21 protein-coding genes and 1 other annotated feature are annotated in these 17942 nt (G+C 37.5%); of the genes, 9 read left to right on the forward strand and 12 right to left on the reverse strand.

Features of this window, described 5'->3' with window-relative positions; genetic code table 11:
* Nucleotide 1 precedes the first annotated feature (1 nt).
* Entirely contained in the window at nucleotides 2–1276 is a 1275-nt protein-coding gene (locus BM012_RS04285; RefSeq protein ID WP_074842762.1) for a BaiN/RdsA family NAD(P)/FAD-dependent oxidoreductase, read from the forward strand.
* Between the two features lie 24 nt (nucleotides 1277–1300).
* On the opposite strand, the gene BM012_RS04290 is transcribed toward BM012_RS04285, so the two are convergent.
* Nucleotides 1301–1480 carry a sporulation protein Cse60 gene (locus tag BM012_RS04290; RefSeq protein WP_019391117.1) on the reverse strand — a complete coding sequence of 60 codons (180 nt, stop codon included), beginning with the start codon at nucleotides 1478–1480 and terminating at the stop codon, nucleotides 1301–1303.
* Between the two features lie 159 nt (nucleotides 1481–1639).
* On the opposite strand from BM012_RS04290, the gene BM012_RS04295 reads away from it, so the two are divergent.
* Nucleotides 1640–1957 (forward strand): antibiotic biosynthesis monooxygenase family protein, encoded by a 318-nt coding sequence (locus BM012_RS04295; RefSeq protein ID WP_061802289.1) that lies wholly within the window; start codon nucleotides 1640–1642, stop codon nucleotides 1955–1957.
* 63 nt (nucleotides 1958–2020) lie between these two features.
* Here BM012_RS04295 and BM012_RS04300 read toward each other — a convergent pair whose 3' ends face one another.
* The 8 genes from BM012_RS04300 to BM012_RS04335 form a co-directional block, all read right to left on the reverse strand.
* Nucleotides 2021–3325 (reverse strand): MFS transporter, encoded by a 1305-nt coding sequence (locus tag BM012_RS04300; protein WP_061802290.1) that lies wholly within the window; start codon nucleotides 3323–3325, stop codon nucleotides 2021–2023.
* A 69-nt stretch (nucleotides 3326–3394) separates the two neighbouring features.
* The gene (locus BM012_RS04305) at nucleotides 3395–4177 is read right to left on the reverse strand and encodes a carbon-nitrogen family hydrolase (RefSeq protein ID WP_061802291.1); all 783 of its coding nucleotides are present in this window, start codon (nucleotides 4175–4177) and stop codon (nucleotides 3395–3397) included.
* Nucleotides 4174–4866, reverse strand: coding sequence for a DUF2848 family protein (locus BM012_RS04310; protein WP_061802292.1), 693 nt, complete (start codon nucleotides 4864–4866; stop codon nucleotides 4174–4176). The genes BM012_RS04305 and BM012_RS04310 overlap by 4 nt, the downstream gene beginning before the upstream one ends.
* Nucleotides 4863–5534 (reverse strand): GntR family transcriptional regulator, encoded by a 672-nt coding sequence (locus BM012_RS04315; RefSeq protein ID WP_061802293.1) that lies wholly within the window; start codon nucleotides 5532–5534, stop codon nucleotides 4863–4865. The genes BM012_RS04310 and BM012_RS04315 overlap by 4 nt, the downstream gene beginning before the upstream one ends.
* Before the next feature lie 148 nt (nucleotides 5535–5682).
* Nucleotides 5683–5985: a rhodanese-like domain-containing protein gene (locus BM012_RS04320; protein ID WP_061802294.1), complete on the reverse strand. Its 303-nt coding sequence runs from the start codon at nucleotides 5983–5985 to the stop codon at nucleotides 5683–5685.
* A 75-nt stretch (nucleotides 5986–6060) separates the two neighbouring features.
* Entirely contained in the window at nucleotides 6061–8475 is a 2415-nt protein-coding gene (gene leuS, locus BM012_RS04325) for a leucine--tRNA ligase (protein ID WP_061802295.1), read from the reverse strand.
* 57 nt (nucleotides 8476–8532) lie between these two features.
* Nucleotides 8533–8748 (reverse strand) — a binding site (T-box leader).
* A 166-nt stretch (nucleotides 8749–8914) separates the two neighbouring features.
* On the reverse strand, nucleotides 8915–9094 hold the full coding sequence (locus BM012_RS04330) for a hypothetical protein (protein WP_061802296.1): 180 nt from the start codon (nucleotides 9092–9094) through the stop codon (nucleotides 8915–8917).
* A gap of 18 nt (nucleotides 9095–9112) precedes the next feature.
* On the reverse strand, nucleotides 9113–9376 hold the full coding sequence (locus BM012_RS04335; protein WP_019391111.1) for a YtzC family protein: 264 nt from the start codon (nucleotides 9374–9376) through the stop codon (nucleotides 9113–9115).
* 166 nt (nucleotides 9377–9542) lie between these two features.
* Between BM012_RS04335 and BM012_RS04340 the strand changes: the two genes are divergently transcribed.
* Both BM012_RS04340 and BM012_RS04345 read left to right on the forward strand, forming a co-directional pair.
* Nucleotides 9543–10505: a tRNA modification radical SAM protein MnmL/YtqA gene (locus BM012_RS04340; RefSeq protein WP_061802297.1), complete on the forward strand. Its 963-nt coding sequence runs from the start codon at nucleotides 9543–9545 to the stop codon at nucleotides 10503–10505.
* Nucleotides 10505–11083, forward strand: coding sequence for a tRNA 5-(aminomethyl)-2-thiouridylate-methyltransferase MnmM (locus BM012_RS04345; protein WP_061802298.1), 579 nt, complete (start codon nucleotides 10505–10507; stop codon nucleotides 11081–11083). The genes BM012_RS04340 and BM012_RS04345 overlap by 1 nt, the downstream gene beginning before the upstream one ends.
* Here BM012_RS04345 and BM012_RS04350 read toward each other — a convergent pair.
* The gene (locus BM012_RS04350; RefSeq protein ID WP_061802299.1) at nucleotides 11080–12150 is read right to left on the reverse strand and encodes a tetraprenyl-beta-curcumene synthase family protein; all 1071 of its coding nucleotides are present in this window, start codon (nucleotides 12148–12150) and stop codon (nucleotides 11080–11082) included. The genes BM012_RS04345 and BM012_RS04350 overlap by 4 nt on opposite strands.
* A gap of 35 nt (nucleotides 12151–12185) precedes the next feature.
* Nucleotides 12186–12962: an alpha/beta fold hydrolase gene (locus BM012_RS04355; protein WP_061802300.1), complete on the reverse strand. Its 777-nt coding sequence runs from the start codon at nucleotides 12960–12962 to the stop codon at nucleotides 12186–12188.
* A gap of 107 nt (nucleotides 12963–13069) precedes the next feature.
* Here BM012_RS04355 and BM012_RS04360 point away from each other — a divergent pair, with 107 nt between their 5' ends.
* From BM012_RS04360 to BM012_RS04380, 5 genes are all read left to right on the forward strand, one after another.
* Nucleotides 13070–13588, forward strand: a complete 519-nt coding sequence (locus tag BM012_RS04360) for a gamma carbonic anhydrase (RefSeq protein WP_061802301.1) — start codon at nucleotides 13070–13072, stop codon at nucleotides 13586–13588.
* Between the two features lie 138 nt (nucleotides 13589–13726).
* Nucleotides 13727–14254, forward strand: coding sequence for a phosphatase PAP2 family protein (locus BM012_RS04365; protein ID WP_061802302.1), 528 nt, complete (start codon nucleotides 13727–13729; stop codon nucleotides 14252–14254).
* Nucleotides 14255–14282: 28 nt separating this feature from the next.
* Nucleotides 14283–15428, forward strand: coding sequence for a glycosyltransferase family 4 protein (locus BM012_RS04370; protein WP_061802303.1), 1146 nt, complete (start codon nucleotides 14283–14285; stop codon nucleotides 15426–15428).
* A gap of 157 nt (nucleotides 15429–15585) precedes the next feature.
* Nucleotides 15586–16284: an ABC transporter ATP-binding protein gene (locus BM012_RS04375; RefSeq protein WP_061802304.1), complete on the forward strand. Its 699-nt coding sequence runs from the start codon at nucleotides 15586–15588 to the stop codon at nucleotides 16282–16284.
* A complete protein-coding gene (locus tag BM012_RS04380) occupies nucleotides 16274–17602 on the forward strand; it encodes an ABC transporter permease (RefSeq protein WP_061802305.1) in 1329 nt (442 codons plus the stop codon). The genes BM012_RS04375 and BM012_RS04380 overlap by 11 nt, the downstream gene beginning before the upstream one ends.
* Before the next feature lie 63 nt (nucleotides 17603–17665).
* Here the strand turns inward: BM012_RS04380 and BM012_RS04385 are convergent.
* The coding region (locus BM012_RS04385; protein WP_139210296.1) for an IS3 family transposase at nucleotides 17666–17942 on the reverse strand (277 nt) is incomplete at its 5' end.

Here is a 17942-nt window from a genome sequence, read left to right on the forward strand (position 1 = left end):
ATTGTTAAATTATGATGTCATTGTCATTGGTGGTGGGCCATCAGGCTTGATGGCTGCTATCTCTGCAGCAGAAGAAGGAGCAAAAGTGTTGCTCGTTGATAAAGGAAATAAATTAGGTCGTAAATTAGCAATATCAGGTGGCGGACGCTGTAATGTCACAAACCGACTTCCTGTTGATGAAATTATTAAGCACATTCCAGGAAATGGCCGCTTTTTATATAGCGCCTTTTCAGTATTCAACAATGAAAACATTATTGAATTTTTTGAAGGACTTGGAGTGAAGCTGAAGGAAGAAGACCATGGGCGCATGTTTCCCGTTTCTAACAAAGCTCAATCAGTTGTTGAAGCACTATTAAATCATTTAAGAAGACTTGGTGTAAAAACACAAACGAATACATCTGTCAAGAAAGTGCTGTATGAAAATGGAGCTGTAAAAGGAGTTCTATTTGAAAATGGAGAAGAAATTTTAAGTAAGAGTGTTGTCATTGCCGTTGGAGGCAAATCTGTTCCACATACAGGCTCAACTGGTGATGGATATGCATGGGCAAAAGCGGCTGGGCATACGATTACAGACTTATACCCAACAGAAGTTCCGCTTACATCAAATGAACCATTCATTAAACAAAAGACGCTTCAAGGACTTGCCCTTCGTGATGTAGCTCTTAGCGTATTGAATAAAAAAGGAAAAGCAGTCATCACTCATAAAATGGACATGCTTTTTACTCATTTCGGAGTTTCAGGTCCTGCAGTTCTACGTTGTAGCCAATATGTTGTAAAAGAGCAAAAGAAACGAAAAAACGAACCAATCACATTAACAATTGATAGCTTCTCAGAAAAAAATAAAGAAGAGCTCTTCCAATCCATCGTAAAAATGATGAAAGAAGAGTCGAAAAAAGCGATTAAAAATGTATTAAAAGGGCTTGTCCCAGAGCGCTTCCTTCTTTTCCTTTTAGAAAGAGTAGGAATCTCTGAACAAGAAGCTTGTGGACAAATTCCTCACGAAAAAGTACGTTCACTTGTTGAAAGTTTTAAACAGTTCTCGTTTACTGTTAATGGTACACTTTCAATTGAAAAAGCTTTTGTAACAGGTGGCGGCGTCTCTACAAAAGAAATTCATCCAAAAGAAATGTCCTCAAAATTAATGGATGGTCTTCACTTCTGTGGGGAAATTTTAGATATCCATGGCTATACTGGAGGATACAACATTACAGCTGCTTTTGTAACAGGTCGCCTTGCAGGACATAGTGCAGCAGTTCATTCATCACAAACAACATAAGTTAACAGGCTGGCGCATAATACGTCAGCCTTTTTTGTACATAACAAGAGCAGAGAAACAGTAGACTTGATCTTTTTCTGTCATCGCTGTTGCTACATTGTATTTGATATCAATAATTTGTTCATCTGATAGTGTTTTTAAAAAACGATTTATCGCTTCTTCTAAATCCCCTTCATGTTCTTTATCAAAAAGTTTTACTTTCATTTCTCTTCCTCCTCTACTATCTCTTTTTTATAATTACGAGAAAAGAGAGCAAATTATGATAGAAAGAAAACAACCTTAAAGATTTGACTTATTAGTTGAGAAAGATTATCATTATATTATCTTACTGGATAAGATAATTTCTTAGAGGAGGATTTAATAATGTTTGTTATGAATGCAAGTTTTGAAATAGATAAAGAACATGAAGATCGCTTAGCTCATAAAGCAAAGAAAAATAAACAGGAAATTCTAGAAGCTGATGGTGTAGTTTCATTTGAATGCTGGCGTAAAGAGCATCGAGAAACGGTTGAATATGTGTTTGTTTCAAAATGGGAAAAGCAAGAGGACTTTAAAGCTTGGATTTCTCGTGAAGAGCATGTTGAAGAACATAAGGAAATGAACAAGAAGAAAAAAGTGGAAGAACCTGCTGTAAAAATTAAAAAGACGCTTCGTTCATTTGATTTGTTTGAAATAGAATAAATATGAAAAAAGACGAATGTATAAAAAACATTCGTCTTTCTCTTGGTATGTGGTATGCCACAATTAATACTCCTTAATAAGGATTCGATCTGGTCTAATAAAAAACCATAAAATGATAGTAACAAAGATTGGCAATATACTTACTAGTAAAGCTCCTTCCCAACCGATTGTTTGAGCAAGCCATCCACAAAGAATAGGAGACAGAAAAGCTCCGATGTTCCCCCATAAATTCATCCACGCCGAAACAGATCCTGCAAATTCGTTCCCAACGTCAACTGCTGTAGCCCAAGATGTAACAACAGGAAATCCTAAAGCTCCTAGCGCGAGTGTTAACCCTAAGATATTTATCCAAGGTGTTGTTGCATAAGCGGCAAAGTACATACATACTGCAAAAACTAACAATCCCCCAATAGCTAGGGAACCTCTAGCTATCATCTTACTTTTTCCTTTCTTTACTAAATAATCAGAAATGGCCCCTCCCGTCATTACAGTAATAAAGATACAAAGCCAAGGTAAACTTGCAGCAAATCCCATGCTACTTAACGTAAATTGCCTAGCTTCTAAAAGATACGTAGGAAGCCAAACCAAAAAGAAAGTAACAATGTATAGAACAACAAAGTACTGAATACCTAGTGCCCAAAAACGTCCGTTCTTCAAGAACTTTTTCCAAGGAGCTACTTTTTTTTCTTTTGCTTGTACTGTACGGTTAGACAAAATTAAATTCAGTTCTTCTTTACTAATCCAAGAATGTTCTTCAGGCTTGTCTCTTCCCATCACATACCAAATTCCTGCAATTACTATCCCAATCAGACCAAATATATAAAAGACAGCTTCCCATCCTAACCACTGATAAATAGCTACGGTTACGATAGGGGCGATAACAGGTCCAAAGTAGGAACCAGCGAGCAAGGCACTAGCAGCTCTTCCTTTTTCTTGTTTCTGAAACCAATAAGTATTAAAAACTGCATTGCCAGGGTACATTGGTCCTTCTCCCACTCCAAAAAGGAATCGAATCAGTCCCATTAGTCCATGTGATTTTACAAGAGCCGTCAACCCTGTGAATATAGACCACCATATTAAAGCGTAGAAAACAATTTTACGTGCTCCAAATTTCTCAGCTAGCATTCCAGCTGGAATTTGGGATAAAGCATATCCTAATGAAAAAAGAGAAGCAAGCATTCCAAACTGAACTTTATTCATATTAAGATCTTCCATCATAGGTGCAGCAATAATAGAAATATTAGAACGATCCATGTAGGCCACTAAACCAATTATAAAAAAGAGAAATGCTAACCACCAACGTAATTTGGGGATTGTTCTCGTTTTTGTTTTGATTTCCAGATTTGAACTGACCTCTATCTTATCCATAACTCTACTCCCTCCAATTTAAAAGAATATTCAGTTTTTTATAGTCAAAAGAGGAGCTTATCCCCTTTTTCAATATAAATCTAAGCGTTGGTCTGTAATAACTGGAATGTGGCCTCTCACTTCATTTACATCATCAATATTAATATCTATATGATAAATTTCTTCATTTTTATTTCCTTCTAATACTATTTTCCCTAAAGGATCAATAACCATTGAGTGCCCTGGAAAATCAGTATCTCCACTCTTTCCGCAGCGATTAACTGCTACTACGAAAGATTGATTTTCTATTGCTCTAGCAATGAGCAAATGCTTCCAATGATCAACTCGTGCAGTAGGCCATTGAGCTACATTAACTAACAACTTTGCTCCATCGTTCACAAGTTTACGAGATAATTGTGGGAAGCGAAGATCGTAACAAATCATTAAACCAATCTTTATTTCCTCCCACTCTATTAATCCTATTTTATTTCCTGCTTTTAAAAATTTGTGTTCATCCATTAGACGAAATAGATGAATTTTGTCATAGCTTAATAGTTCCTCTCCTGTTCTACTAAAAACAAACATAGTGTTCGTCACATCTTCACTTTCAGAATGAAGAGTAAGTATACTTCCACCAATGACCATTACACAATGCTTTTTAGCAAATGAAGAAAGCATGTCTTTTGTACGTTTTCCGTCTTCATCAGCTATTTCATTAGCGCGCTCTAAATCGTATCCAGTATTCCACATCTCCGGCAGAATCATTACATCTGGTTTGTTCTCCATTGCTTGATTCATAAGAGATTCTGCATGTTTAAAATTAAATTCGGGATCCCCAAATTTGACATCCATCTGAATAAGAGCTATTTTCATTTTTGTCCCTCCATTACTTTAATGCAATAAGCGCTTTCAATACGTCTATTTAATTTTGCATCTGCCAACTCATATTGAAACTTTTCTCCATATACAAAACCTTCTAATGTCGGAACCGTGCCTGAGAAGATAACTGTATTAGAAAGGTCTCTATACCCAAACTCTTTCAATTTCTCCAATAATGTTTCTACAGGTAGAAGAGAGTGAAGACTATCTTCCTGATACTTTCTTTTCCCTTTTTCATCTTTAATCCACGAGCGTAAATAAAGTTCATCCCAATGATCTTTAATATCTTCTAAACGCCAGAAAACATCAGCTAGCGGCTTCGGACATGCTTGTTTAGATTTTAGAATATCTTTTGTTTCAAGAAATCGATCTGTATGATCACTTCCTAATGTTACTAGCCACTCTTCTCCATTATGAAACAAAACATATTCAGCTTCCCCTGATGTTTCTTTTCCTTCAACATCGATTTTATCTCCCAAATTGATTGAAGAAACATCCTGAGGATAAATGGCTGGAATTGTTTCAGGAGGAGCTACTCCAATCTCAGCTAACTCTGCAATATGCTCTTCAACTTTCTCTATATCTCTTCCGCCATATCCAACAACAATAACTTGCTTAACCGTAATAACCTCTTCATATTGCCCTTTTTCTAACGTGTCAACGCTAATTGTAAATTCCCTCATCTTCCATCCTCCTCATTTTCTTTCAATGTGCTCATTACAGCTTCTCTTGTACACTCAATATGTTCCAATACTGCCTTCTTAGCTCTTTCACTATCTCTTTCCTTTAAGCATTGAATGATGAGTTGATGCTCTGTTAACGTTTGTTTTATTCGATTCGGAGAATTGAGCGCGCTTACTCCAAACCAGCGCATTTGATCGCTTACCGTTTTCATTAGATTGGTTAGCCGTTTATTCCCACTAAATTCAGCAAGTAACATATGAAAATCGTGGTCAACCGAAATAAAGCGCTTATTCTCTTGTTGTTCATTCAGCTGGCTATCGTATATGCCTTCTAAATGCTTAATCTGTTCGTCCGAAATAATAGGGACAAGCACTTCGATAACAAGCACTTCCAATCCACGGCGAATTTGAATAACTTCTTCCACATCTTGTTTCGTAATTTTACTGACAAATGTTCCTTTTCGTGGTACAGATGTTACCCAACCTTCTAACTCTAACAGGGGAATAGATTCACGAATCGGAGTTCTACTGATTCCTAATTGTTCACTTAATGCACGCTCGTATAGTACTTCACCTGGAGCGATAGATTGGTCAATAATAGCATTCTTAATTCCTTGATATGCTTGCTGTTTTAATGAAACAGGCTTTGCTAGCTTTGGCAAATTCATAAAAGTTAGCTCCTCACATTTTATTGGCATGTGGCATACCAGTTTTAATTTTCTTAATATTTAGTATAGTCAGTTTAGCGTTTTTTGGCAAATTTTTAGTTAGCACTTCTTACGCAATAAAAAAAACGCACAATTAAGTGCGCTTTTTTTATTGTTTCACTTCACCATTCCACTCTAACATGCCTCCAACCATATTACGGGCTTGATAGCCATGGTCTTCTAAAAAGAAGCATACATTTTCACTGCGACGTCCTGAACGACAAATAAAGATATACTCTTTGTCTGTATCAAGTTGATCCATTTTTTGAGGAATCTCGCCCATTGGGATATGAACTGCTCCAGGAATCATTCCTTCTGCAACTTCCTCATTTTCACGTACGTCAATAAGGTGAAGAGATTCACCGTTCTCTAACTTTTTCTGAAGCTCTTCTGTCGTAATTTCTTTTACCATAGTAATACACCCTCAACCTTTCCTAGCTTTATTTTGTTAGAAAGGGCTCTCTACAAAAAGAACCCTCTACATTTCTTAGTTAGCTACGATATTTACAAGTTTGCCAGGTACTGCAATCACTTTACGAACGGTTTTTCCTTCAATTTGCTCTTGTACTTTGCTGTCTTCCATTGCAAGATCTTGAAGACCTTCACGCGTTGTTTCAGCAGGTACTTTTAGTTTAGCACGAACTTTACCGTTAATTTGAACAACGATTTCAATTTCATCATCAACAAGTTTGCTCTCATCATAAGCAGGCCATGCTTCATATGAAACTGTTCCACTTCCGCCAAGCTTACTCCATAATTCTTCTGCAATATGCGGAGTAATTGGAGCAATTAGTTTTAAGAACCCTTGCATATACTCTTTTGGTAAAACGTCTGTTTTATAGCACTCATTAATGAATACCATAAGCTGAGAAATTGCCGTATTGAAACGAAGTCCTTCTAGGTCTTCTGTTACTTTTTTCACTGTTTCATGGTAAATGCGTTCAAGTGCTTCATTGTCTTGGTCTTTAATCTTTTCCACAACTGCACCTTCATCAGTTACCATAAGACGCCAAATACGATCGATAAAGCGGCGAGCTCCATCTAATCCATTTGTAGACCATGCAACAGAAGCTTCTAATGGACCCATGAACATTTCATACAAGCGAAGTGTGTCAGCACCATGTGATGCAACAATCTCATCTGGGTTAACGACATTCCCTTTTGATTTACTCATCTTCTCGTTGTTTTCACCAAGAATCATTCCTTGGTTAAATAGCTTTTGGAATGGCTCTTTTGTTGGAACTACTCCGATATCATAAAGGAATTTGTGCCAGAAACGAGCATAGAGAAGGTGAAGTACCGCATGCTCTGCTCCTCCAATATAAATATCAACTGGAAGCCATTGTTTTAATTTTTCTTCGTCCGCTAATTTCTCACTGTTATGTGGGTCAATATAGCGTAGGAAGTACCAGCAGCTTCCTGCCCATTGTGGCATTGTATTTGTTTCACGACGGCCTTTTTTGCCCGTTTTTTCATCTACAACGTTTACCCACTCTTCAACGTTTGCAAGTGGTGACTCACCTGTACCAGATGGTTTAATTTCATCTGTTTTCGGAAGCATAAGCGGTAGCTCGCTTTCATCAACAGCTGTTGTTGTACCATCTTCCCAATGAATGATTGGAATTGGCTCTCCCCAATAACGTTGACGGCTGAATAACCAGTCGCGAAGACGATATGTTACTTTCTTTTCACCTTTTTTGTTCTCTTCTAGCCATGAAATCATTTTCTCAATTGCTTCTTCTTTATCTAAACCGTTAAGGAAGTCAGAGTTCACATGTGCTCCGTTTCCTGTGTACGCTTCTTTCGTAACGTCTCCACCTGAAACAACTTCTTTAATTGGTAGATCAAATGCTTGAGCAAACTCATAGTCACGCTCATCGTGAGCAGGAACGGCCATAATTGCCCCTGTTCCATATGTTGCTAGAACATAGTCTGCAATCCAAATTGGCATTTTCTCGCCGCTTACAGGATTAATTGCATAAGCCCCTGTGAAAGCACCTGTTTTTTCTTTAGCCAAATCTGTGCGCTCAAGATCACTTTTTGTTTTCACTTTATCAATATAAGACGTAACTTCTTCTTTTTGTTCTGCTGTTGTAATTTTCTCAACAAGACTGTGCTCTGGTGCTAGTACTGCATATGTTGCACCGAAAAGTGTATCAGGACGCGTTGTAAATGCTATGAAGCTTTCATCTGTTCCCTCAATTTCAAATTGAACGTGAGCTCCTTCAGAACGTCCGATCCAGTTGCGTTGCATATCTTTAATACTCTCAGGCCAGTCAAGCTCTTCAAGGTCATCTAACAAACGATCAGCGTATTCTGTGATTTTCAAAATCCACTGTTTCATTGGACGACGCTCAACAGGGTGTCCACCGCGCTCACTTTTTCCATCGATTACTTCTTCATTCGCAAGTACTGTACCAAGTGCAGGGCACCAGTTTACAGGGATTTCATCAACATAAGCAAGCCCTTTTTCATAAAGCTTTAAGAAAATCCATTGTGTCCACTTATAATAATGAGGATCTGTTGTGTTAATTTCACGATCCCAATCGTAAGAGAACCCTAATGATTGAATTTGACGACGGAAGTTATCAATGTTTTGCTTTGTAAAGATCGCTGGATCATTTCCTGTATCAAGCGCATATTGCTCCGCAGGCAATCCGAAAGCATCCCATCCCATTGGATGAAGAACGTTATAACCTTGCATGCGTTTTAGACGAGAAAGGATATCTGTTGCCGTATATCCTTCAGGGTGTCCAACATGAAGACCTGCTCCTGATGGATATGGGAACATATCAAGCGCATAAAACTTTGGCTTGTCTTTGTCTTCCCCTGTTTTAAATGTTTTATTGTCTAACCAATAATTTTGCCACTTCTTTTCAATTTCTTGATGATTATAAGCCATTGTGTTTCCTCCTTAAAGCCAATATATTCCAGTAAAAATAAAAAAACTCCCCTCCCACAAAGGGACGAGAGATGCTTTCCCGCGGTACCACCCAAATTAGCGCTTAAAACGCTCAGCTTTACGTCCGTAACGTGGACTAACGACAAATGCTACTGCTTTCGTTCACATTTATAGCTCAAAGGCGAGTTCACAAACATGCCTCTACTGACTCACACCAACCGTCAGCTCTCTTAAAGACTCATGTTTCCTACTACTCCTTATCAAAGCAAATATAGTGTTCGTTACTATGTATTGTAAATAATCTAGAATAAAACTGCAAGCAATGAAAAAGCGCTTTTTCCTATTATCGCCCGCTAAAAGTCATTATAAACGAAAAATTCCGCCTATATGGCTAAAAAAAGAAGAAAGAGCGGATTCTTTTCCGCTCTCTTTGTTAGTATTACAATTTTCCTTCGTTTTCCTTAGAAGGTTTTGATTTAATCGGCTGACCGCCGCTCTCTTCGTAACGTTTTTTTGACTCTTTAATAGGATCGAAATCTTTTCCAACTTCCATATCATTGCTGTTGAAGCCATTACGTGTTTTTTGTTCAGGGTTATTTTTCTTTGAACGTTTTTTCATCAGAAACTCTCCCTATTTTTAATAATCTGTTAAGATCATTTCATTTTGAAGCTGTTGAATTTGTAGACGCATACGGTAAAGCTGTTCACGTTGCTGATCGTTTGCACTGTGTGCCATTTCTTCTAGGTTCATGTAAGACTGTTCAAGCATTTCCTGTGCTTTCGTATACTCTGTTGCATTGTAATGTTCTTGTTTCATTCCTTCACTAAGTTGACCTTTTGCATAGCGAAGTGAGTCTTCACACTGTTGAAGAAGATTGTCAATAGATTGACGTGTTGCCATATTAATCCCTCCATTTTCATTAACTTATAGCATATCAACGTTATTTTTTACGACTTTCCTCTCTTTTATGTAGCTTCTCCTTTAACACCTCTTATTGGAGAAAAGGAGTCATTCTGTTAAAATGGTCTATGATTTATGATGAAAAAAGGAAGGAGAAATTCTCCGAATGAAAGAAACTAATCCATTTCTGTTTGCAAGCGATCATAAACGCTACCATACATGGAATTATCATTTACGAAATACTTTTGGGCACAAGGTGTTTAAAGTAGCTCTTGACGGGGGTTTTGACTGTCCGAATAGAGACGGCACTGTTGCTCATGGAGGCTGTACATTTTGTAGTGCAGCTGGCTCAGGTGACTTTGCTGGAAACCGATCTGAAGATTTAATTACCCAATTTAATGATATTAAAAGCAAAATGCACAACAAGTGGAAAAATGGAAAGTACATGGCTTACTTCCAAGCATTCACAAATACACATGCCCCACTTGCAGAACTAAAAGAAAAATATGAAACAGTTCTAAACCTTGAAGGTGTTGTAGGACTTTCCATTGGAACACGTCCTGATTGTCTTCCAGATGATGTTGTTGATTATTTAGCAGAACTAAATGAAAGAACATACCTGTGGGTTGAACTTGGTCTTCAAACTGTTCATGAACGTACAGCTCTCTTAATTAATAGAGCTCATGACTATGAATGTTATGTTGAAGGAGTTAATAAGCTACGAGCGCGAGGTATTCGCGTTTGTTCCCATATTATTAATGGTCTGCCTCTTGAAGATTATGACATGATGATGAAAACGGCTCATGAGGTGGCAAAATTAGATGTCCAAGGCATTAAGATCCACCTTCTTCACCTCTTAAAGAAAACACCAATGGTCAAACAATATGAAAAAGGACAGCTTGAATTTTTAGCTTTTGATGATTACATCAACCTTGTCTGTGACCAACTTGAAGTGCTTCCTCCTGAAATGGTTGTTCACCGTTTAACAGGAGACGGTCCAATTAACCTTATGATTGGTCCAATGTGGAGCGTTGATAAGTGGAGTGTTTTAAATGCAATCGATGATGAATTAAAAAAACGAAATAGCTACCAAGGACGACTTTTTGAACGAAAGGAAGTAAAAGCGTAATGAATATTGAACGCGTATTAACTTTCTCCAAAACGCTTCTTGAAAAAGTAACAGAGGACGGAGATTTTGCTGTTGACGCAACAGCAGGAAACGGTCATGACACTCTTTTCCTAGCAAATCTTGTTGGAGAGAAAGGGCACATTTATAGCTTTGATATTCAACAAAGTGCAATTGAGGAAACATATAATCGCTTGAATCAGGCAAAAAAAATTGAAAATGTCACACTTGTTCATGATGGTCACCACCATTTCCACCAACACCTCCCTCTCGAATTAAAAGGACAGCTAAGCAGTGCTATATTCAATCTTGGCTATTTACCTGGTGGAGACAAAAAGATTGTCACAACCCCTGACACAACTATCGAAGCTGTAAAAGGACTTCTACAATGGTTGAAAAAGGGAGGAATTATTGTTCTCGTTGTCTATCATGGTCATGAAGAAGGAGCAGTTGAACGAGATGCCCTTATGCAGTATGTAGCAACACTAGACCAAAAAAATGCACGCGTATTGAAATACGAGTTTTTAAATCAAAAAAACAATCCTCCTTTTATTATTGCCATTGAAAAAAGTACTCCTTAATGTGGAGTACTTTTTTGTAGTATGCGGTATAAACGTCCATTCCAATAAAAAAATCGGCTTATCTTTCCTCCAAGCTTAATAATCTTTTTAGCCTGCTTATGAACATTTCGTTGTTTTTTTACTTTTCGATCTGAAAGATACAACCCCAGAAGTCCTCTATTAATAAAATGGTGAAAATGCTCATGTGGAAGACCTTTAATTTTTTTGTCTGCTTCACTCACAAAATGGTGAAAGCGTTTCATCATTTCCTCTTGTTCAGGATAATAAAAACAAAAGTTCAAATCTCCCTCTTCTTCATCTTCTTCTTGATCAATAAAATAGTCTAATAAAATGTGAAGTCCTTGAATATATGGGAAATATCCTGACATAATTTGCATTGCTTGCTGTTTAGTGAAAGCACGTTGAAAACTATAAGAAACAAGACAAAAAATTCCAAGGGTTGAACCTGCACAGGCCGAAAATTCATACCAAGTCATGTTTGGAAATTTCTCCTGATGCTCGTGAAACCACGTTTCTAGACGGTGAACGCGCTCCTCTTCTCTCACATGTTTATGTATTTGCAAATCACAATAATAGCGGCAAAGCTCTAATAAATGGCTTTTAATGAGTGGATAATGTTCAATACTTGCTAGCACTTCCTGACATGTTTGAACAAGAGCGTGCAAATACCCCCCATCGTTTTGATCCTCTCGATAACGATAATATTCTCCGAGCGTCGCATGTGGTGTAAGGGCATGCGGCATTGATTCATGAAGAGCCGCAAAGTCAAGCGGATCAAGCGAAGTACTTCGATCACACAAGTTATCAAGATAGTCACTGATCGTTTGGTAAGCGACAATAAAACGGATGGCTTTTTTAAACTCCCCACATGCAAGCAACCCCATAATTGATCCACCTTCACAGTGAAAGGTTTTATCATTTATGCTTGCTAATGCTTGAGTTCGCAGTTCTTCATTTGGAATATTACTGGCTTTTTTCTTCCACTTCAACAATTCTTCATGAACAATCGGCATTACTTCTTTATAGACTTTTCTCATTAACATAAAAGGGTGTTTTGGTATCTCCACATTGCTCACCTCGAGATTGTTACGGCTTTTTCCCGTTATACATGTAAATGAACGAAGCTTTTCGCATAAGCAAACACTTGGTCCTGTTCAGGCTCATTGAATACTTCATGATAAAGTCCTGTCCATTCCTTATAAATCTTTTCACTTAAACTCATATCATCAAACCATTGTCTTACAATAAATTTCTCAATAACCTTATCTTCCCCAGCTTGAAGAATTAATAACGGTACATCTGGAAATTTATCCATATCTTTAAAAGCTAAATTCATAGCTTCCACAAACTGACGGTACCAGCGTACAGACACTTTTTTCACATACAGCTTATCTTCTTTATGCTCTCTCCAAAGACGCTGATTTCTTGTGACATTTTCAATCACAAGTGGAGACTGAACAAGTTTACCAGGCATGAGCTTATTTAAACCTTTTGAAAGGACATCTTTAAAGGCTGGGGGTTGTTCTTTTAATCCTAAAGCAGGTGATGATAAGATAACTCCCCATACAGGCAAACTGCGAAGCTGAAGCGCTCGTATAGCCGTCAATGCCCCCATACTGTGTCCTAGTAGAAAAATGGGTAAGTCATATGTTTGTGCTTCTTCAATCCATTCTTCAATTGCTTCAATATACTCATTAAAAGAGCGAATATGTCCTCTTCTTCTCGTTGTCACTCCTTGGCCTGGGAGATCTCCCATGATAACGTGAAACCCTTCTTCATTCCATCTTTCTCTCAGCCATTCATAGCGTCCGTGATGCTCTCCTGCTCCATGGATGATGACCATGACTCCCTTTGCATTCTCTACTTCCCATGTCCACATATTATGTACTTCCCTTCTTTTTATATTTACCGATGCAAAAAAAGTTTGTACACTTACATTAGAAGATTCTTTGTTTTTTTGCAACTCATAACATGGAGGGATAATAAATGTTATACGCTTACAAAGGAAAAGAACCACGCATTTCAGATACCGCTTTCATTGCTGACTATGTAACAATTACAGGAGATGTTGAAATTGGAGATGAAAGCAGCATTTGGTTTAATACCGTTATCCGCGGTGATGTTGCCCCAACCATTATTGGTCGTCGAGTGAACATCCAAGATCAATCAACACTTCATCAGAGTCCTAATCATCCTCTTGTAATTGAAGATGATGTAACAGTTGGTCATGCCGTTATTTTACATAGCTCAATCATTCGTAAAAAAGCATTAGTTGGAATGGGGTCCACAATTTTAGACGGAGCAGAAATTGGCGAAGGAGCTTTTATTGGGGCAGGAAGTCTTGTTCCTCCTGGTAAAAAAATCCCTCCAAACTCTCTTGCTTTTGGACGGCCAGCTAAAGTTATTCGAATGCTAACAGAAGAAGACCTAAAAGAAATGGAACGCATCCGTACAGGCTATGTAGAAAAAGGACAATATTATAAGAAGCTGTCTCCTCTTGAATAACAGAATTTACACACCGCATAAGCGGTGTGTTTTTTTGTAAAGAAAAGCTACACGATAATTTTACAAATTCTTAGCACTAACTCTAAAATTTCTTTCTACAATAGAAGTAAGGGCTGTAAAAAGGAGATGAAGAACGAAATGGAAAGATGGCTAAAAAGAGCCTATATATTTGAATGCTTTTTATTCCGTTCACTTAACAACCAATTTCACCGCAAATGGTTGAACGGGTATTTTCGTTTTATTACACATCTAGGAGGAGCGGCTGTCTCCATCAGCGTTTGTCTTTTACTTCTTTTCTTGCCTTTTGAAACATTGAAGGCAGCAAGTTTGGCGAGTGCTTTAGCGCTAGCTTTAAGTCATATTCCAGTTGCTCTTTTAAAAAAACTTTATCCACGAAAACGACCTTATCTTCAAATTATAAACAGCTATGTTTTACAGAATCCGTTGCGTGATCATTCTTTTCCATCTGGTCATACGACAGCTATTTTTGCTATCTCAACACCTTTTATTATTTCATTTTCTACTCTTTCTCTTTTGCTTCTTCCACTTTCATTAAGCGTCGCACTGTCAAGAATTTATCTTGGTCTTCATTACCCAAGCGATGTTGCAGCTGGTATGCTTATTGGCAGTTCATTTGGCTATGGATGTTTTTCTTTTTTTCTATAGATCATGATTTTTCATTGGAGGGATTGAAATGAAAATTGCCATCTTCACAGATACCTTTACACCTGATGTTAACGGGGTTGCGAAAACATTGAAAAGACTCACGGAGCATTTGCGCAATGAACATATTTCATTCCAACTTTTTGCTCCTGATAGTACGGGAGAAAAGCCATATTCGCTCAATGTTCATCGATTTATGAGCTTACCGTTTTTTCTTTATCCACAATGTCGGCTCGCCCTTCCCAACATGCTCAAAATTCGGCAACAGCTTCAATCTTTCAAACCAGATATTATTCATGTAGCGACTCCCTTCAATGTAGGACTTTGTGGAATTCACTATGCTAAAAAATTCAACGTCCCTCTCGTTGGTTCTTATCATACTGATTTTGATCAATATCTTTCTTACTATGATTTAGAATTTCTTTCTCCTCTTGTCTGGAAGTATATGCGATGGTTTCACCGCTCAATGAAAACTATTTTTGTACCTTCTCAAGATACAAAAGAAACGCTTATGCGGCACGGTTTTTCTAATCTTTCCATTTGGTCTCGTGGCGTTGATCATCGCCTTTTTCATCCTCACTACCCTAAAAAAAATGTTCGGGATGCTTACCATATTAAAGAACCCTACGTTATTACATATGTTGGGCGTCTTGCTCCTGAAAAAAATTTAGAACTTCTAATGAATGTGGCTCAGTCCCTTCCTTCCAAGCTGCGAGATAAGATCCATTGGCTCATTATTGGAGATGGACCCATGAAAAAACAACTTGAACAAAAGGCTCCTAGAAATATGTCTTTCACAGGATTTCTAAAAAGCAAAGAAATTGCATCTTTATACGCAGCCTCTGATTTGTTTTTTTTCCCTTCTACAACTGAAACGTTTGGAAATGTTGTTCTTGAAGCTGCCGCTTCAGGAATCCCCACAGTTGCAGCAAATGCTGGAGGAGTAAAATCGATTGTGAAAGATAGAAAAACAGGTTTCTTATGTGACCCTACTAACCCTGATGAGTTTATTAAAGCTGTGACCTATCTTTTAACACAGCATCATGATCGACTGCAAATGGGACATGAAGCTCGTCATTACGCTCTTACTCAAACATGGGATAAGATTTTTACCAACCTTCTTACTCAGTATGAAGAAACAATTTCAGTTGCTTCTACAACAAGTAAGCTTGCTTAAAAAAGAGATCCTCGTTATTAACGAGGATCTCTTTTTACATTTCCTGCTGAAAAAAGTATTGACTTTCTCTCTTCTTCAACATACAGTATTAACTGTACTACTTATGTTAATACACACACAACGATTTAATTTTATAAAATGAAAGAGAGGAAAAAGCATGATTAGCATAAAAAACATTTCTCATTCTTTTAAAATTGGAAAAAAAGGAACAGAAGAGACTGTTCCTGTCTTAAAAGATGTTTCTATGGACATTCCTAAAGGTGAAATTACCTGTATTGTTGGAAAAAGTGGTTCTGGTAAATCAACGCTTCTTAACTTAATTTCCGGCTACATTGCTCCAGCAGAAGGAACCATTGAAATCAATAATCAAACTGTCACAAACTTCAATGAAAAGGAATGGGCTCAGTTTCGTCTTGAGCATTTTGGGTTCATCTTTCAAAACTTTCAACTTATCCCTAGTCTTACTACATATGAAAATGTGGAACTACCGCTTACTTTAAAAGGTATGCGCAAGTCTGAACGAAAACAAAAGGTTCTGGAAATTCTACAAACAGTTGGATTAGAGAACCATCGTAACTATTATCCTAATGAGCTTTCAGGCGGACAGCAGCAGCGTGTCAGTATCGCAAGAGCACTTGTTTTGAACCCTTCTATTATTCTCGCAGATGAACCAACAGGAAGCTTAGATTCAGAGACTGAGAGAGTTATTCTTTCTTTCATTCAAACGTTAAATAAGCAATATGGAATTACATTTGTCATGATTACTCACGATGAAGAAGTATCCTCTATTGCACATCATAAGCTTCACTTACACGATGGGGTACTACGTAAAGAAGGTGTAAAAAATGAATTTTAAAGATCAAGTTAGTTTTATTAAACGAAATATGAAGAAAAACCGTCTCCGTGTCTTTATGACCGTTCTTGCAACAGCTATGTCGTGTGCATTTCTTGTTGTTCTTGCTTCAATTGGTTTTGGAATGCAAAAGACGGTTACAGACGAAATACTCTCACAGCAAATTGTCACAAAGATTCCTATTTACGGTAGTGACAAGAATACAAAAGATTTAAGCGGTGACTTAAAAAAAGACTTAAAAGACAACGAAAATGTCAAAGCTATTGTTGAACGTAAAACAGTTAGCGAACCTATTCAAACAATGCTTGGTGAACGATCTAGCGAGAACTCTTCTCTCATTTTTACGAATATGAAACAAGAAACAAACGCAGGAATGAGTCTTTCAAAAGGACGGATGCCAACTTCGTCACATGAAGTTGTCGTTGGCTATAATTTTGCAAGTCAGCTTTGGTCTAAGAAAGAGCAGGAAAAGTTTGAACAAGAACTAAAAAAATCCGAACAAAATGCAAATTATGATATAAAACCACCTAAAGGGTTTCAAGGAAATGTTTTAAATAAAAATATTACTCTAAAGGTGTCTAATACAGACGAAGAGAATGGAAAAGTAAAGGAGGAGAAATCTTATACTTTTAAAATTGTAGGTATTGCAAAAGAAAACCCAAAAGATTGGGTTGTTGATTCTAACATCTTTATTAGCCATTCATTTCTAAGTGATTTCTCAAATGTTCTCGGAGTTGAGCAGGAGAGCTTTCCAACAGACTTATCTGTTTTTGCAGATAAATTTGAGCATGTAGAGCAATTAACAAAAGTGCTTTTAGATAAAGGGTATCAAGCAGACTCTGTTACACAGCAGCTTGATAATATTAACAAGTTTTTTATAGCTTTCAAAATTGGACTTGTATTTGTTGGAACCATCGCTGTAATTATTTCAGCTATCGGTATTTTTAATACGATGACAATGGCTGTCACAGAACGAACTCAAGAGATTGGTATTATGAAGGCGATTGGGGCACAACCAAAAGTCATTCAAAAAATCTTCTTAATGGAAAGTGCCTTTATTGGAGTTTTAGGGTCTATTATTGGGATTATTGTGTCCTATATTGTAAGCTTTGGGGCGAATGCTATCCTACCAATGATTCTTACTTCTGTATTAAGTGAAGGAACGGATGATTCGTTCCATGTCACTTATTCTTATATTCCGCTTTCACTCATTATTATCGCCGTAATTATTAGTGCTGGCGTTGCGGTTCTTTCAGGATTAAGACCCGCTCGTAAAGCAACGAAAACAAATGTCCTTTCTGCTCTGAGAAGAGAGATATAAAAAAAGCTTGTCACTAAATTAGGGAACTGCCCCCCGTTTTTGAGACAGGGATCAAAACACCATCTAAATAGCCAGTTTTCGGTATTGGACCGGAGACTGGTTATTTAGTTTCGTTTGGATACGGATATTGTTATAATAAGTGATGTAGTCTTCGACAATCTGTTTTACGATGGCGGTCGTAGTACAGGTTAAGTTGTCGAGGTAGAAGGTTTCAGTCTTTAGAGAAGAGTGAAACGATTCAATGGAGGCATTGTCTGCGGGCGTCCCTTTTCGGGACATACTCATAGTCATGCCTCTTTCTTTGACTTGTTTTTGATAAGCATAAGTAGTATACACAGAT

Source organism: Priestia endophytica DSM 13796 (assembly GCF_900115845.1).
GTDB lineage: Bacteria > Bacillota > Bacilli > Bacillales > Bacillaceae_H > Bacillus_I > Bacillus_I endophytica.

Coding starts and splice junctions, on each gene's coding strand:
- BM012_RS04290 (WP_019391117.1), bottom strand. CDS start 1,480: ATGAAAGTAAAACTTTTTGATAAAGAACATGAAGGGGATTTAGAAGAA.
- BM012_RS04295 (WP_061802289.1), top strand. CDS start 1,640: ATGTTTGTTATGAATGCAAGTTTTGAAATAGATAAAGAACATGAAGAT.
- BM012_RS04300 (WP_061802290.1), bottom strand. CDS start 3,325: ATGGATAAGATAGAGGTCAGTTCAAATCTGGAAATCAAAACAAAAACG.
- BM012_RS04305 (WP_061802291.1), bottom strand. CDS start 4,177: ATGAAAATAGCTCTTATTCAGATGGATGTCAAATTTGGGGATCCCGAA.
- BM012_RS04310 (WP_061802292.1), bottom strand. CDS start 4,866: ATGAGGGAATTTACAATTAGCGTTGACACGTTAGAAAAAGGGCAATAT.
- BM012_RS04315 (WP_061802293.1), bottom strand. CDS start 5,534: ATGAATTTGCCAAAGCTAGCAAAGCCTGTTTCATTAAAACAGCAAGCA.
- BM012_RS04320 (WP_061802294.1), bottom strand. CDS start 5,985: ATGGTAAAAGAAATTACGACAGAAGAGCTTCAGAAAAAGTTAGAGAAC.
- leuS (WP_061802295.1), bottom strand. CDS start 8,475: ATGGCTTATAATCATCAAGAAATTGAAAAGAAGTGGCAAAATTATTGG.
- BM012_RS04330 (WP_061802296.1), bottom strand. CDS start 9,094: ATGAAAAAACGTTCAAAGAAAAATAACCCTGAACAAAAAACACGTAAT.
- BM012_RS04335 (WP_019391111.1), bottom strand. CDS start 9,376: ATGGCAACACGTCAATCTATTGACAATCTTCTTCAACAGTGTGAAGAC.
- BM012_RS04340 (WP_061802297.1), top strand. CDS start 9,543: ATGAAAGAAACTAATCCATTTCTGTTTGCAAGCGATCATAAACGCTAC.
- BM012_RS04345 (WP_061802298.1), top strand. CDS start 10,505: ATGAATATTGAACGCGTATTAACTTTCTCCAAAACGCTTCTTGAAAAA.
- BM012_RS04355 (WP_061802300.1), bottom strand. CDS start 12,962: ATGTGGACATGGGAAGTAGAGAATGCAAAGGGAGTCATGGTCATCATC.
- BM012_RS04360 (WP_061802301.1), top strand. CDS start 13,070: ATGTTATACGCTTACAAAGGAAAAGAACCACGCATTTCAGATACCGCT.
- BM012_RS04365 (WP_061802302.1), top strand. CDS start 13,727: ATGGAAAGATGGCTAAAAAGAGCCTATATATTTGAATGCTTTTTATTC.
- BM012_RS04370 (WP_061802303.1), top strand. CDS start 14,283: ATGAAAATTGCCATCTTCACAGATACCTTTACACCTGATGTTAACGGG.
- BM012_RS04375 (WP_061802304.1), top strand. CDS start 15,586: ATGATTAGCATAAAAAACATTTCTCATTCTTTTAAAATTGGAAAAAAA.
- BM012_RS04380 (WP_061802305.1), top strand. CDS start 16,274: ATGAATTTTAAAGATCAAGTTAGTTTTATTAAACGAAATATGAAGAAA.